The 12228-nt window shown below is 61.7% G+C and carries 20 protein-coding genes; 1 reads left to right on the forward strand and 19 read right to left on the reverse strand.

Annotated features, from left to right (window positions below):
* Window positions 1-2: 2 nt before the first annotated feature.
* The 17 genes from rplR to rpsJ form a co-directional block, all read right to left on the reverse strand.
* Complete coding sequence (gene rplR, locus AC1DBX_RS03825; RefSeq protein WP_018773674.1) at window positions 3-386, reverse strand: 50S ribosomal protein L18; 384 nt, start codon at window positions 384-386, stop codon at window positions 3-5.
* Window positions 387-388: 2 nt separating this feature from the next.
* Window positions 389-925 (reverse strand): 50S ribosomal protein L6, encoded by a 537-nt coding sequence (gene rplF / locus AC1DBX_RS03830; RefSeq protein ID WP_011692797.1) that lies wholly within the window; start codon window positions 923-925, stop codon window positions 389-391.
* Between the two features lie 18 nt (window positions 926-943).
* Window positions 944-1342 (reverse strand): 30S ribosomal protein S8, encoded by a 399-nt coding sequence (gene rpsH / locus AC1DBX_RS03835; protein ID WP_018773673.1) that lies wholly within the window; start codon window positions 1340-1342, stop codon window positions 944-946.
* A gap of 96 nt (window positions 1343-1438) precedes the next feature.
* On the reverse strand, window positions 1439-2020 hold the full coding sequence (gene rplE / locus AC1DBX_RS03840; RefSeq protein WP_018773672.1) for a 50S ribosomal protein L5: 582 nt from the start codon (window positions 2018-2020) through the stop codon (window positions 1439-1441).
* Window positions 2020-2379 (reverse strand): 50S ribosomal protein L24, encoded by a 360-nt coding sequence (gene rplX / locus AC1DBX_RS03845; protein WP_028275000.1) that lies wholly within the window; start codon window positions 2377-2379, stop codon window positions 2020-2022. The genes rplE and rplX overlap by 1 nt, the downstream gene beginning before the upstream one ends.
* Window positions 2380-2382: 3 nt before the next feature.
* Window positions 2383-2751, reverse strand: coding sequence for a 50S ribosomal protein L14 (gene rplN, locus AC1DBX_RS03850; protein WP_003803789.1), 369 nt, complete (start codon window positions 2749-2751; stop codon window positions 2383-2385).
* 563 nt (window positions 2752-3314) lie between these two features.
* Window positions 3315-3623: a 30S ribosomal protein S17 gene (rpsQ, locus tag AC1DBX_RS03855; protein WP_018773670.1), complete on the reverse strand. Its 309-nt coding sequence runs from the start codon at window positions 3621-3623 to the stop codon at window positions 3315-3317.
* Complete coding sequence (gene rpmC, locus AC1DBX_RS03860; RefSeq protein ID WP_018773669.1) at window positions 3620-3949, reverse strand: 50S ribosomal protein L29; 330 nt, start codon at window positions 3947-3949, stop codon at window positions 3620-3622. Before rpmC ends, rpsQ begins: the two co-directional genes overlap by 4 nt.
* A gap of 2 nt (window positions 3950-3951) precedes the next feature.
* Window positions 3952-4368, reverse strand: a complete 417-nt coding sequence (gene rplP / locus AC1DBX_RS03865; RefSeq protein ID WP_018773668.1) for a 50S ribosomal protein L16 — start codon at window positions 4366-4368, stop codon at window positions 3952-3954.
* Entirely contained in the window at window positions 4369-5211 is an 843-nt protein-coding gene (gene rpsC, locus AC1DBX_RS03870; RefSeq protein ID WP_028275116.1) for a 30S ribosomal protein S3, read from the reverse strand.
* Window positions 5212-5577, reverse strand: coding sequence for a 50S ribosomal protein L22 (gene rplV, locus AC1DBX_RS03875; RefSeq protein ID WP_003803798.1), 366 nt, complete (start codon window positions 5575-5577; stop codon window positions 5212-5214).
* A gap of 38 nt (window positions 5578-5615) precedes the next feature.
* Entirely contained in the window at window positions 5616-5897 is a 282-nt protein-coding gene (rpsS, locus tag AC1DBX_RS03880; protein WP_018773666.1) for a 30S ribosomal protein S19, read from the reverse strand.
* A gap of 12 nt (window positions 5898-5909) precedes the next feature.
* Entirely contained in the window at window positions 5910-6749 is an 840-nt protein-coding gene (gene rplB / locus AC1DBX_RS03885) for a 50S ribosomal protein L2 (RefSeq protein WP_026266473.1), read from the reverse strand.
* A gap of 29 nt (window positions 6750-6778) precedes the next feature.
* The gene (gene rplW, locus AC1DBX_RS03890) at window positions 6779-7084 is read right to left on the reverse strand and encodes a 50S ribosomal protein L23 (protein ID WP_018773664.1); all 306 of its coding nucleotides are present in this window, start codon (window positions 7082-7084) and stop codon (window positions 6779-6781) included.
* A complete protein-coding gene (gene rplD / locus AC1DBX_RS03895; protein WP_028275117.1) occupies window positions 7081-7701 on the reverse strand; it encodes a 50S ribosomal protein L4 in 621 nt (206 codons plus the stop codon). The genes rplW and rplD overlap by 4 nt, the downstream gene beginning before the upstream one ends.
* A gap of 4 nt (window positions 7702-7705) precedes the next feature.
* The gene (rplC, locus tag AC1DBX_RS03900) at window positions 7706-8356 is read right to left on the reverse strand and encodes a 50S ribosomal protein L3 (protein ID WP_003803812.1); all 651 of its coding nucleotides are present in this window, start codon (window positions 8354-8356) and stop codon (window positions 7706-7708) included.
* Between the two features lie 17 nt (window positions 8357-8373).
* A complete protein-coding gene (rpsJ, locus tag AC1DBX_RS03905) occupies window positions 8374-8682 on the reverse strand; it encodes a 30S ribosomal protein S10 (RefSeq protein WP_003803825.1) in 309 nt (102 codons plus the stop codon).
* 410 nt (window positions 8683-9092) lie between these two features.
* Here rpsJ and AC1DBX_RS03910 point away from each other — a divergent pair, with 410 nt between their 5' ends.
* Window positions 9093-10517 carry a GH1 family beta-glucosidase gene (locus tag AC1DBX_RS03910; protein WP_476931115.1) on the forward strand — a complete coding sequence of 475 codons (1425 nt, stop codon included), beginning with the start codon at window positions 9093-9095 and terminating at the stop codon, window positions 10515-10517.
* 17 nt (window positions 10518-10534) lie between these two features.
* Here AC1DBX_RS03910 and AC1DBX_RS03915 read toward each other — a convergent pair whose 3' ends face one another.
* Window positions 10535-10660: a hypothetical protein gene (locus AC1DBX_RS03915; protein WP_256860042.1), complete on the reverse strand. Its 126-nt coding sequence runs from the start codon at window positions 10658-10660 to the stop codon at window positions 10535-10537.
* Window positions 10661-10804: 144 nt separating this feature from the next.
* Complete coding sequence (gene tuf / locus AC1DBX_RS03920) at window positions 10805-11995, reverse strand: elongation factor Tu (protein ID WP_018773660.1); 1191 nt, start codon at window positions 11993-11995, stop codon at window positions 10805-10807.
* Window positions 11996-12228: the final 233 nt, after the last annotated feature.

Below are 12228 nucleotides of genomic sequence, written 5' to 3' on the forward strand. Positions count from 1 at the left end.
GGTCACAGTGCCAGCCCACCTTCACGTGCGCCGTCAGCGACGGCGGCGATCCGGCCGTGGTACTTGTTACCACCGCGGTCGAAGACAACTGCTTCGATACCGGCAGCCTTGGCACGCTCGGCGACCAGTTCGCCAACGCGCTTGGCCTTGGCGGTCTTGTCACCGTCGAATGCACGAAGGTCGGCTTCCAGTGTGGAGGCGCTTGCCACGGTCAGGCCCTTGGTGTCATCGACAACCTGGACGAATACGTGACGTGCGGAGCGGTTGACGACCAGACGCGGGCGTACAGCCGTTCCGGAGATGCGCTTGCGGATACGAAGCTGGCGGCGGCTGCGCTGGGCAGACTTGCTCTTGTTCGTACGCTTCTTGTTAATTGCGATCGCCATGGTTACTTACCAGCCTTTCCGACCTTGCGGCGGATGACTTCGCCTGCGTAACGGATGCCCTTGCCCTTGTAGGGGTCCGGCTTCCGCAGCTTGCGAATGTTGGCAGCAACCTCGCCGACCTGCTGCTTGGAGATACCTGAAACAGAGAGCTTGGTCGGGGTCTCAACTGCAAAGGTGATGCCGTTCGGTGCCGAGACGTTGACCGGGTGGCTGTAGCCCAGAGCGAACTCCAGGTCAGAACCCTTGGCCTGGACGCGGTAACCGGTACCGACAATCTCAAGCTTCTTCTCGTAGCCTGCGGTGACACCCTGGATCATGTTGGCGATCAGGGTGCGGGTCAGGCCGTGCAGCGAACGTGAGGCGCGCTCGTCGTTCGGGCGGGCGACAGTCAGGGTGCCATCTTCCAGGGAAACCTCGATCGGGCTGGCCACAGTGTGGCTCAGCTCGCCTTTGGAACCCTTGACGCTGACGACAGAGCCGTCAACCTTGACCTCAACGCCGGCAGGAACGGTGATGGGGAGACGTCCAATACGTGACATTATTCTCTTCCTTTCCCGTTACCAGACGTAAGCGAGGACTTCGCCGCCCACGCCCTTCTTGCCGGCCTGCTTGTCAGTCAAGAGGCCGGAAGAGGTGGACAGGATTGCGACACCCAGGCCACCGAGCACGTGCGGCAGGTTGGTGGACTTTGCGTAAACGCGCAGTCCCGGCTTGGAAATACGACGAACGCCAGCGATTGAACGCTCGCGGTTCGGACCGAACTTGAGCTCGAGGGTCAGCTTCTTGCCAACCTCAGCGTCTTCTTCTTTCCAGGAGGCGATGTAACCTTCAGCCTTCAGGATGTCGGCAACGCGTGCCTTGAGCTTGCTGTACGGCATGGTCACGGAATCGTGGTATGCCGAGTTAGCGTTGCGCAGACGCGTAAGCATGTCTGCGACGGGATCTGTCATTGTCATGTGGGCTCTTGCCCTTCCTCATAACGGTTTCCGCCGTGCTGGTTGTCCCGAACAGAATTCGGAAAGGAGCGCGGGCGGACCTTTTACGTAGCTAGATTAGTCTTCGGTCTTGAACGGGAAGCCAAGCGCCTTCAGCAGCGCGCGGCCTTCGTCGTCGGTCTTGGCAGTGGTCACGACGGTGATGTCCATACCGCGAACGCGGTCAATGGAATCCTGGTCGATCTCGTGGAACATAACCTGCTCGGTCAGACCGAAGGTGTAGTTGCCGTTGCCATCGAACTGCTTGCCGCTGAGGCCACGGAAGTCGCGGATACGCGGCAGGGCCAGCGTGACCAGACGGTCCAGGAATTCCCACATGCGGTCCCCACGCAGAGTTGCGTGTGCACCGATCGGCATGCCTTCGCGCAGCTTGAACTGTGCGATCGACTTGCGGGCCTTGGTTACCTGCGGCTTCTGGCCGGTGATCAGGGTCAGATCGCGGACAGCGCCGTCGATCAGCTTGGAGTCCTTGGCGGCATCTCCAACACCCATGTTCACAACGACCTTCACCAGGCGGGGAACCTGGTTGACGTTCTGGTACTTGAATTCCTCAGTCAGCGTGTTCTTGATGGAATCGGCGTACTTGGTCTTCAGACGAGGAACGATCTTGCTTGCCGGAGTCTCGAGAGTCTCAGTCATTAGATGTCCTTCCCTGAGCTCTTGGCCACGCGGACGCGCACGTCACGCTTCACGCCATCGCGCTCAACGGTCTCGGTGCGGAAACCGACGCGGGTGGGCTTCTTGGTGGACGGGTCAACCAGAGCCACGTTGGAGATGTGGATCGAAGCCTCGACGACCTCGATGCCACCGGTCTTGGTGCCGCGCTGCGACTGACCGACCTTGGTGTGCTTGGTTACGCGGTTAATGCCTTCAACCAACACGCGGTTGGTCTCCGGGTACACGCGCAGAACCTTGCCCTGCTTACCCTTGTCGCCGCCGCGCTCAGCCTTGGCGCCAGTGATGACCTGAACGAGGTCACCCTTTTTGATCTTAGCCATGGACTAGAGCACCTCCGGAGCCAGAGAAACGATCTTCATGAACTTCTTGTCGCGAAGTTCACGACCAACCGGTCCGAAGATACGGGTACCGCGGGGGTCACCGTCGTTCTTCAGGATGACGGCTGCGTTCTCGTCAAACTTGATGTAGGAACCATCCGCACGGCGGCGTTCCTTCTTGGTACGGACGATGACAGCCTTGACGACGTCGCCCTTCTTTACGTTGCCGCCCGGAATTGCGTCCTTGACGGTAGCGACGATTACGTCGCCAATGCCTGCGTAGCGACGGCCAGATCCACCGAGAACGCGAATGGTAAGGATTTCCTTAGCACCCGTGTTGTCGGCGACCTTGAGTCGCGACTCCTGCTGAATCACTATTTACTCCTTGCGTCGCGCTGGTTCTCAGACCGAAAATCTTCCTACGGAATGAGCCTTGCGGAACGGTTGATCGGGGTGTCTCTTGACCTGCCTGGATTTTGCCAGACCAGGCCTAAACGCCCGTGCCAAAAACATTTGCTTCCCAGGCGGTTCCCGACGAGTCGGGGCGCAAGGGGGCACTATGCCGTGGCACGATTGTTTACGAGGTTGATGACGGCGCGCAAAAGGCGCCATACAAACTCAAAATCTTAGCACGTTTTGGGCGTATCCCCATATCACAGCCATGGAGCCCGCACACCCCTCCCGCGCAGCCGCCACGCCGCCTCGCCGGACAGGCTTTGGGTCCGCCCGCCGCCGCGCACCCCGGGAACCCGGCCCGCCGGCGTCGTAAGCCCCCCGTCGTAAGCCCCCCGAAGGCTGCTTCGCGTGACGAACACGGTAAACTGCTGCCGCCAGTCGCAGGCTGCCGGCTGCGGCGGCTGCCGGCAACGCAGAAGCCCCCGCTCCCCCAAAGGGGAACGAGGGCTTCTGCTGTATCACCAGACAAACAGGTGCAGGTGTTACTTGGCCTTCTCGAGGATCTCGACCAGACGCCACCGCTTGGTAGCGGACAGCGGGCGGGTCTCGGCGAGGAGCACGAGGTCGCCGATGCCGGCGCTGTTCTCTTCGTCGTGAGCCTTGATCTTGGCGTTGCGGCGGATGACCTTGCCGTAGAGGGCGTGCTTCACGCGGTCTTCGACCTGGACAGTGATGGTCTTTTCCATCTTGTCCGAGACGACGTAGCCGCGCTTCGTCTTACGGTAACCGCGCTCGTCAGCCTTGGCTGCGTCGGAAACAGTTTCCGTCACGTTCTCGTCCTTTTCACTCACTTGGCATCCTCCTCGGATTCAACCGTTTCAGCCTTCTCAGCCTTCTTGGTTGCAGCCTTCTTGGACTTCTTCTCTTCCTTGGCTTCCACAACCGGTGCGGCAACCTCGGCACGAATGCCGAGCTCGCGCTCACGGAGAACGGTGTAGATGCGGGCGATGTCCTTCTTTACCGCGCGCAGACGACCGTGGTTCTCCAGCTGACCGGTGGCGGACTGGAAACGCAGGTTGAACAGCTCTTCCTTGGCCTTGCGGAGTTCTTCAACGAGACGCTCGTTGTCGAAACCGTCCAGCTGTGCGGATGCAAGTTCCTTGGATCCTACTGCCATTTCTACTCACCACCTTCGCGACGCACAATGCGTGCCTTCAACGGCAGCTTGTGGATTGCCAGGCGCAGGGCCTCGCGAGCTACCTCTTCACTGACACCGGAGAGTTCGAAGAGAACCCGGCCCGGCTTGACGTTTGAGACCCACCATTCCGGAGAACCCTTACCGGAACCCATGCGGGTTTCGGCCGGCTTCTTCGTCAGCGGACGGTCCGGGTAAATGTTGATCCAGACCTTTCCGCCACGCTTGATGTGGCGGGTCATCGCGATACGGGCAGACTCGATCTGACGGTTCGTGACGTAGGCCGGGCTCAGCGCCTGGATGCCCCACTCACCGAAGGAGACCTGGGTGCCGCCCGTAGCAGCGCCGGAACGACCCGGGTGGTGCTGCTTACGGTGCTTGACTCGACGTGGGATAAGCATTTAAGCCTGTCCTCCTTCTACTGACTGTGCCGTGCCTGCGGCACCGGCTTCGACAGCCGGAGCTTCGGCGGCAGGTGCTGCCTCGGCTGCGGGGCGGTCGGGACGACGGCGGCGGTCACCACGGTCGGCGCCACCCGGGCGGCCCGGGCGGTCGCCGGCACGGCCACGGGACGGAGCAGCAGCTGCCTGCTGAGCCAGTTCCTTGGCAGTGACGTCGCCCTTGTAGATCCAGACCTTCACGCCGATGCGGCCGAAGGTGGTCTTGGCCTCGTAGAAGCCGTAGTCGATGTTCGCACGCAGGGTGTGCAGGGGCACACGGCCTTCGCGGTAGAACTCCGAGCGGGACATTTCTGCGCCGCCCAGTCGACCCGAGCAAGCGATCCGGATGCCCTTGGCACCGGCGCGCTGTGCGGACTGCATGGCCTTCTTCATCGCACGGCGGAAAGCCACGCGGGAAGTCAGCTGCTCTGCAACGCCCTGGGCAACAAGCTGGGCTTCCATCTCGGGGTTCTTGACCTCGAGGATGTTCAGCTGAACCTGCTTGCCCGTGAGCTTCTCAAGCTCGCCGCGGATGCGGTCTGCTTCAGCGCCGCGGCGGCCGATGACGATGCCCGGACGTGCCGTGTGGATATCCACGCGGACACGGTCGCGGGTGCGCTCGATTTCGACCTTGGCGATACCGGCGCGCTCCATGCCCGTGGACATGAGCTGGCGGATACGGATGTCTTCGCGAACGAAGTCCTTGTACCGCTGGCCGGCCTTGGTGCTGTCGGCGAACCAGTGCGATACGTGATCGGTGGTGATGCCGAGTCGGAACCCGTGCGGGTTAACTTTCTGTCCCACTTAGCGAGCCTCCTCTTTCTCCGGGGTAGCGACTACCACGGTGATGTGGCTCGTGCGCTTCTTGATCTGAAATGCACGACCCTGGGCTCGCGGCTGGAACCGCTTCATGGTCGGGCCTTCATCAACAAACGCTTCGCTGATGATGAGGTCACCTTCGTCAAACGCCACGCCGTCGCGGTCCGCGAGGACCCGGGCGTTGGAGATTGCCGACTGAACTACCTTGAATACCGGCTCCGAAGCTGCCTGGGGGGCAAACTTCAGAATTGCCAGAGCCTCATTCGCTTGCTTACCACGAACAAGGTTGACGACGCGCCGGGCCTTCATAGGCGTTACGCGGATGTGACGCGCAATTGCCTTGGCTTCCATTGCTTTCCTTCTCTCGTCTTTGACGTAAGTGCAGGCGCCTAGCGGCGCTTGCCCTTACGGTCGTCCTTGACATGGCCGCGGAATGTCCGCGTGGGAGCGAATTCGCCGAGCTTGTGCCCGACCATCGACTCAGTGACAAACACGGGGATGTGCTTGCGTCCGTCGTGTACGGCGATCGTGTGGCCGAGCATGTCGGGGACGATCATCGAACGGCGGGACCAGGTCTTGATGACGTTCTTGGTGCCCTTTTCGTTTTCCCTGGCTACCTTTACAAAGAGGTGCTGGTCAACGAAAGGACCTTTTTTCAGGCTGCGTGGCATGTGTCCAGGCTCCTATCGCTTGTTCTTGCCAGTACGACGGCGACGAACAATAAGCTTGTCGCTCTCTTTGTTGGGACGGCGGGTGCGGCCTTCGCGCTTACCGTTCGGGTTGACGGGGTGACGTCCACCGGACGTCTTACCCTCGCCACCACCGTGGGGGTGGTCAACCGGGTTCATGGCGACACCACGGACGGTCGGGCGAACGCCCTTCCACCGCATACGGCCGGCCTTGCCCCAGTTGATGTTCGACTGCTCGGCGTTGCCGACCTCGCCGACGGTTGCGCGGCAGCGCACGTCAACGTTGCGGATTTCGCCGGAAGGCAGACGCAGCTGGGCGAAACGGCCTTCCTTTGCAACGAGCTGGATCGATGCGCCGGCGGAGCGGCCCATCTTGGCGCCGCCACCCGGACGCAGTTCGACTGCGTGGATTACGGTACCGACCGGGATGTTGCGCAGCGGAAGGTTGTTGCCGGGCTTGATGTCAGCGTCGGCGCCGGCCTCTACGAAGTCGCCCTGGGACAGCTTGTTCGGGGCGATGATGTAACGCTTGGTGCCATCAACGTAGTGCAGGAGGGCGATCCGAGCCGTGCGGTTCGGGTCGTACTCGATTTCGGCAACGCGGGCGTTGACGCCGTCCTTGTCGTGGCGACGGAAGTCGATCAGACGGTACTGGCGCTTGTGTCCACCACCCTTGTGACGGGTCGTGATCTTACCGGAGTTGTTACGGCCACCCTTTTTCGGGAGGGGACGTACCAACGACTTTTCCGGCGTCGACCGCGTGATTTCAGTGAAGTCCGCTACGCTCGAGCCGCGACGGCCCGGGGTAGTCGGCTTGTATTTACGGATTCCCATAATTTATTTCCTCGTTAAAGTGGTCTCCGCTACGAAAGCGGACCGCCGAAGATGTCGATAGTGCCTTCTTTGAGGCTCACAATTGCACGCTTGGTGTTCTTGCGGGTACCCCAGCCGAATTTGGTGCGCTTGCGCTTACCGGCACGGTTGATGGTGTTGATCGATTCGACCTTGACGGAGAAAATCTTCTCCACGGCCAGCTTGATCTCGGTCTTGTTCGAGCGGGGGTCCACCAGGAAGGTGTACTTGCCCTCGTCGATCAGGCCGTAGCTCTTTTCCGAGACAACGGGTGCAAGCACGACGTCGCGCGGGTCTTTGATGGTGGCTGCACTCACTTGGCATCCTCCTCGTTCTTTGCAACCTTGTCAGCAACGAATGCTTCGTAGGCAGCCTTGGTGAAGACTACGTCGTCGGAAACGAGAACGTCGTAGGTGTTCAGCTGGTCTGCGTACAGAACGTGAACTTCCTCGAGGTTGCGCACGGACAGTGCAGCAACATCGTTGGCGCGCTCAATGACAACGAGCAGGTTCTTGCGCTCGGAAACTCCGCGCAGGGTTGCCAGTGCTTCCTTGGAGGACGGCGTGGAGCCGGCAACCAGGTCAGCAACGACGTGGACGCGGCCGTTGCGGGCGCGGTCCGAGAGTGCGCCGCGCAGTGCAGCAGCAATCATCTTCTTGGGGGTGCGCTGGCTGTAGTCACGCGGCGTGGGGCCGTGGACAACGCCACCACCGGTCATGTGAGGAGCACGGATGGAACCCTGACGGGCGCGGCCGGTGCCCTTCTGCTTGAACGGCTTGCGACCTGCACCGGAAACCTCGGCGCGGGTCTTGGTCTTGTGGGTACCCTGGCGAGCAGCAGCGAGCTGGGCAACGACGACCTGGTGCAGCAGCGGCACGTTGGTCTGTACGTCGAAGATCTCTGCAGGCAGGTCAACCTTGACAGTGCTAGTCATTGAACTAGGCTCCCTTCACGGCGGTGCGTACGAGTACGACCTGGCCGCGGGCGCCGGGAACGGCGCCCTTGATCAGGAGCAGCGACTTCTCGACGTCAACCGCGTGGACCGTGAGGTTCAGCGTGGTGTGACGAACGGCGCCCATGCGGCCGGCCATTTTCATGCCCTTGAAGACGCGGCTCGGGGTGGATGCGCCACCGATTGAACCGGGCTTACGGTGGTTCTTGTGGGCACCGTGGGAAGCTCCAACGCCGTGGAAGCCGTGACGCTTCATAACACCGGCGAAGCCCTTACCCTTAGTGGTGCCAACGACGTCGATCTTCTGGCCGGCTTCGAAGAGCTCTACGGAGAGCTCCTGGCCCAGCTCGTAAGAGTCAGCATCTGCAGTGCGCAGTTCTACGACGTGGCGGCGAGGCGTGACGCCTGCCTTTTCAAAGTGACCAGCCAGCGGCTTGGTGACCTTGCGGGGATCGATCTGGCCGTAGCCGATCTGAACGGCGACATAGCCATCAGTTTCTGCGTTGCGCAGCTGCGTGATGACGTTCGAGTCAGCCTGGACCACAGTGACGGGGATGAGCTTGTTGTTCTCGTCCCAGACCTGGGTCATGCCGAGCTTCGTGCCCAGCAGGCCCTTTACGTTACGGGTTGCGGTCATAGTCTCTCAGCACCTCCCTACAGCTTGATTTCGATGTTCACGTCGGCCGGCAGGTCGAGACGCATGAGCGAATCAACAGCCTTGGGCGTGGGGTCGATGATGTCGATAAGACGCTTGTGCGTGCGCATTTCGAAGTGCTCGCGGCTGTCCTTGTACTTGTGCGGAGAGCGAATAACGCAGTAAACGTTCTTCTCCGTCGGCAGCGGCACGGGGCCAACTACAGTTGCGCCTGCGCGCGTGACCGTCTCAACGATCTTCCGTGCTGAAACGTCAATGACCTCGTGGTCATATGACTTCAGCCGGATGCGGATTTTTTGTCCCGCCATGTCGCCTGACTCTCTTTCAGTCTGTGCTTCCCCTGATTAGGGCTGCCCTGTTCACTTACTAGTTGTATGGCTGCCGAAGCATTTGAAGTCGTGACTACCACCCGCCGCACAAGCTGAATCCGGAAAGATCCGGGTTCCTCAACCTGCCGACGCAACCGACCCCCGCGGTCGGGCGTGTCGCATGTTTTCACACGTACGCGTCCGCAATTCCATGGGGAGTGGGTTATGTTTGGTCTCTCACTTGGACCCTGGCATCCGGCATTATCCGGATCGGGACGCGAAAGAGCGCTTGAACAACTCATCTAGTATGCCGGAATTTGCGGGCAGAAGCGAATCAGCCCTCTGCACGGCGGTGCAATCACTGCCGGAGGGCCATTGTCCTGAATCGCCGTCGAATGGATGATAGGGGCATGACTGTGCAGGACTCTGTAGCAGTTCAGGCCCTCGCCGCACGCCTGAGCCCGGGATTCACCCTTGGTGTTTCCTCCGCGGCCTTCCAGATCGAGGGCAGCCTTGCCGCCGGCGGCCGCGGACCCTCCGGCTGGGACGCCTTTGCCGAAAAGCCCGGCAACATCCTGCACGGGCACTCCCCCGCCGTGGCCTGCGACCACTACAACCGCGCCGAGGAAGACATCGAACTGATGCGCGATCTCGGGATCGATTCCTACCGCTTTTCGATCTCGTGGCCGCGGGTCCAGCCCGAGGGCAGCGGCCGCTTCAATGCGGCCGGGCTGGACTTCTACGACCGCCTGATCGACCGGCTCCTCACCGCCGGCATCTCCCCCATGGCCACTCTCTACCACTGGGATACGCCGCTGCCCCTCGAGCACCGGGGCGGCTGGATGAACCGTTCGACGGCGGAACGGTTCGCCGAGTACAGCGCGGCCGCCGGCAAGCGGTTCGGCGACCGCGTGGCGCAGTGGGTGACGCTGAACGAGCCCGCCTCGGTTACCCTGAACGGCTACGCCCTGGGCGTCCACGCGCCCGGCCGAGGCCTGCTCTTCGATGCCCTGCCGTCGGTGCGGCATCAGCTCCTGGGGCACGGGCTGGCGGTTCAGGCGCTGCGCGCGGAGGGCGTCGCCGGCGCCATCGGGGTCACGAACCTGCATTCCCCCGTCCGGCCTGCTTCCGGTTCGCCAACAGACAGGATGCTGGCCAGGGTGTTCGACTTCGTGCTGAACCGGCTCTACGCTGACCCGATCCTCCTGGGCCGCTTTCCCCGGCTGCCGCTGATCGCCCGGCCGTGGTTCCGTTCAATGCGGAGCATCAGCGACGCGGACCTGGCCACGATCCACCAGCCGCTGGATTTCTACGGCCTGAACTATTACTACCCCGTGAAGGTGGCCACGGGACGCGGCGTCGACAGCCCCTCGGCAACCGCGGAGGCGATGCTGAAAGTCCCGTTCCACATGGCCGCGTTCCCGGAGTATGAACGCACAGGATTCGGCTGGCCGGTCGCTCCGGACCATCTGGGGATCCTGCTCCGGGAGCTGAAGGACCGGTACGGGTCCTCGCTGCCGCCGCTCTACATCACCGAGAGCGGGGCGAGCTTCCCCGAACCGGACCACGTCACCGGCCCCATTCCCGATGCCGGCCGGATCAGCTACCTCGCCGCACACCTCAGCCAGGCGGTGGAGGCGACCTCCCCCGGGGGCGTGGCCCACGACGTCGAACTGCTCGGCTATTACGTCTGGACGCTGATGGACAACTTCGAATGGGCGGCCGGCTACTCGCAGCGCTTCGGCCTGGTGCACGTCGATTTCACGAGCCTCAAGCGCACGCCGAAAGACTCGTACTACTGGTACCAGGCCCTCGCGCGGGCACGCCGGGCCTGAGCCCCGCCCGGCCGCTGCTACTGGTTGCGGTTGGACCTATTGATGCGCTTGGCGCGCTCGATCTCCTGGCGGAAGTGCCTCTTCGCCCAAAAGAACGCGACGACGACCGCGGCGGCGATCAACAGAAAAATGAACCAGCCCATGGTGAGCTCCCTTCCCTTCCTGCAAAGGTATCAGGAACTTAAAAGGAACAGCCCCGCTGCAAGTGCAGCGGGGCTGTTCCCGATCCTCTTCTCAGCTGCCAGACGGCTGGCTGATCAGGGGCAAAGCATCAGATCGGCAAGTAATTACTTGATGATCTTGGTGACGCGTCCTGAACCAACGGTGCGGCCGCCTTCGCGGATAGCGAAGCCGAGGCCCTCTTCCATTGCGATCGGCTGGATGAGCGCAACGGTCATCTCAGTGTTGTCGCCGGGCATAACCATTTCCGTGCCTTCCGGCAGGGTGATAACGCCGGTTACGTCCGTGGTGCGGAAGTAGAACTGCGGGCGGTAGTTGGAGTAGAACGGGTTGTGACGTCCGCCTTCGTCCTTGGAGAGGATGTAGACGTTAGCCTCGAAGTCGGTGTGCGGGGTGATGGAACCCGGCTTGACGACAACCTGGCCACGCTCGACATCGTCGCGCTTCAGACCGCGGAGCAGGAGGCCACAGTTCTCGCCGGCCCATGCTTCGTCGAGCTGCTTGTGGAACATCTCGATACCGGTAACCGTGGTCTTCTGGACCGGGCGGATGCCGACGATCTCGACCTCGGAGTTGATGGCGAGGGTTCCACGCTCGGCGCGGCCCGTAACAACGGTGCCACGGCCGGTGATCGTGAAGACATCTTCGATCGGCATCAGGAAGGGCTTGTCACGGTCACGTACGGGGTCCGGAACGGACTCGTCGACAGCAGCCATGAGGTCCTCAACGGACTTGACCCAGACGGGGTCGCCTTCGAGGGCCTTCAGGCCGGAAACACGAACAACCGGAGCCTCGTCGCCATCGAAGCCCTGCGAGCTGAGCAGCTCGCGAACTTCCATTTCAACGAGGTCGAGGAGCTCTTCGTCGTCAACCATGTCAGCCTTGTTCAGCGCGACCAGCAGGTAGGGAACGCCAACCTGGCGGGCGAGCAGAACGTGCTCGCGGGTCTGAGCCATCGGGCCGTCAGTGGCGGCAACCACGAGGATTGCACCGTCCATCTGAGCAGCGCCGGTGATCATGTTCTTGATGTAGTCAGCGTGACCCGGAGCGTCTACGTGTGCGTAGTGGCGCTTCTCGGTCTGGTACTCAACGTGGGAGATGTTGATGGTAATGCCGCGCTGACGCTCTTCGGGAGCAGAGTCAATCGACGCGAAGTCACGCTTCTCGTTGAGAGTCGGGTACTTGTCGTACAGCACCTTGGAAATGGCGGCCGTCAGCGTCGTCTTACCGTGGTCAACGTGACCAATGGTACCGATGTTAACGTGCGGCTTAGTCCGCTCGAACTTTGCCTTTGCCACAGGTTCCTCCTAGAACGTTTTCAAATTGACTTACCCTTCGGCCGCGCTTGTCGCGGCAGAAACTCCAGTAAGTCTACTTGGGGGGCTTTGGATTGATGAAATTGCAGATTCAGGTACTAATGCTAGTGCCTAGAGCCTGTTCGTGCAGGCGGCCGAACTCCGGCCTGGCCGGACTACAGCTGACCGGAGTCCGGCCACTTGCACCAGATGTGTCTCCGCTGGCGGAGACGCAC

Source organism: Arthrobacter sp. 10N44_2, from assembly GCF_056394385.1.

Bases quoted from the DNA above. Each gene is read 5' to 3' on its own strand.
- rplR (WP_018773674.1), bottom strand. From the start codon at position 386: ATGGCGATCGCAATTAACAAGAAGCGTACGAACAAGAGCAAGTCTGCC.
- rplF (WP_011692797.1), bottom strand. From the start codon at position 925: ATGTCACGTATTGGACGTCTCCCCATCACCGTTCCTGCCGGCGTTGAG.
- rpsH (WP_018773673.1), bottom strand. From the start codon at position 1,342: ATGACAATGACAGATCCCGTCGCAGACATGCTTACGCGTCTGCGCAAC.
- rplE (WP_018773672.1), bottom strand. From the start codon at position 2,020: ATGACTGAGACTCTCGAGACTCCGGCAAGCAAGATCGTTCCTCGTCTG.
- rplX (WP_028275000.1), bottom strand. From the start codon at position 2,379: ATGGCTAAGATCAAAAAGGGTGACCTCGTTCAGGTCATCACTGGCGCC.
- rpmC (WP_018773669.1), bottom strand. From the start codon at position 3,949: ATGGCAGTAGGATCCAAGGAACTTGCATCCGCACAGCTGGACGGTTTC.
- rplP (WP_018773668.1), bottom strand. From the start codon at position 4,368: ATGCTTATCCCACGTCGAGTCAAGCACCGTAAGCAGCACCACCCGGGT.
- rplV (WP_003803798.1), bottom strand. From the start codon at position 5,577: ATGGAAGCCAAGGCAATTGCGCGTCACATCCGCGTAACGCCTATGAAG.
- rpsS (WP_018773666.1), bottom strand. From the start codon at position 5,897: ATGCCACGCAGCCTGAAAAAAGGTCCTTTCGTTGACCAGCACCTCTTT.
- rplB (WP_026266473.1), bottom strand. From the start codon at position 6,749: ATGGGAATCCGTAAATACAAGCCGACTACCCCGGGCCGTCGCGGCTCG.
- rplD (WP_028275117.1), bottom strand. From the start codon at position 7,701: ATGACTAGCACTGTCAAGGTTGACCTGCCTGCAGAGATCTTCGACGTA.
- rplC (WP_003803812.1), bottom strand. From the start codon at position 8,356: ATGACCGCAACCCGTAACGTAAAGGGCCTGCTGGGCACGAAGCTCGGC.
- rpsJ (WP_003803825.1), bottom strand. From the start codon at position 8,682: ATGGCGGGACAAAAAATCCGCATCCGGCTGAAGTCATATGACCACGAG.
- AC1DBX_RS03910 (WP_476931115.1), top strand. From the start codon at position 9,093: ATGACTGTGCAGGACTCTGTAGCAGTTCAGGCCCTCGCCGCACGCCTG.
- AC1DBX_RS03915 (WP_256860042.1), bottom strand. From the start codon at position 10,660: ATGGGCTGGTTCATTTTTCTGTTGATCGCCGCCGCGGTCGTCGTCGCG.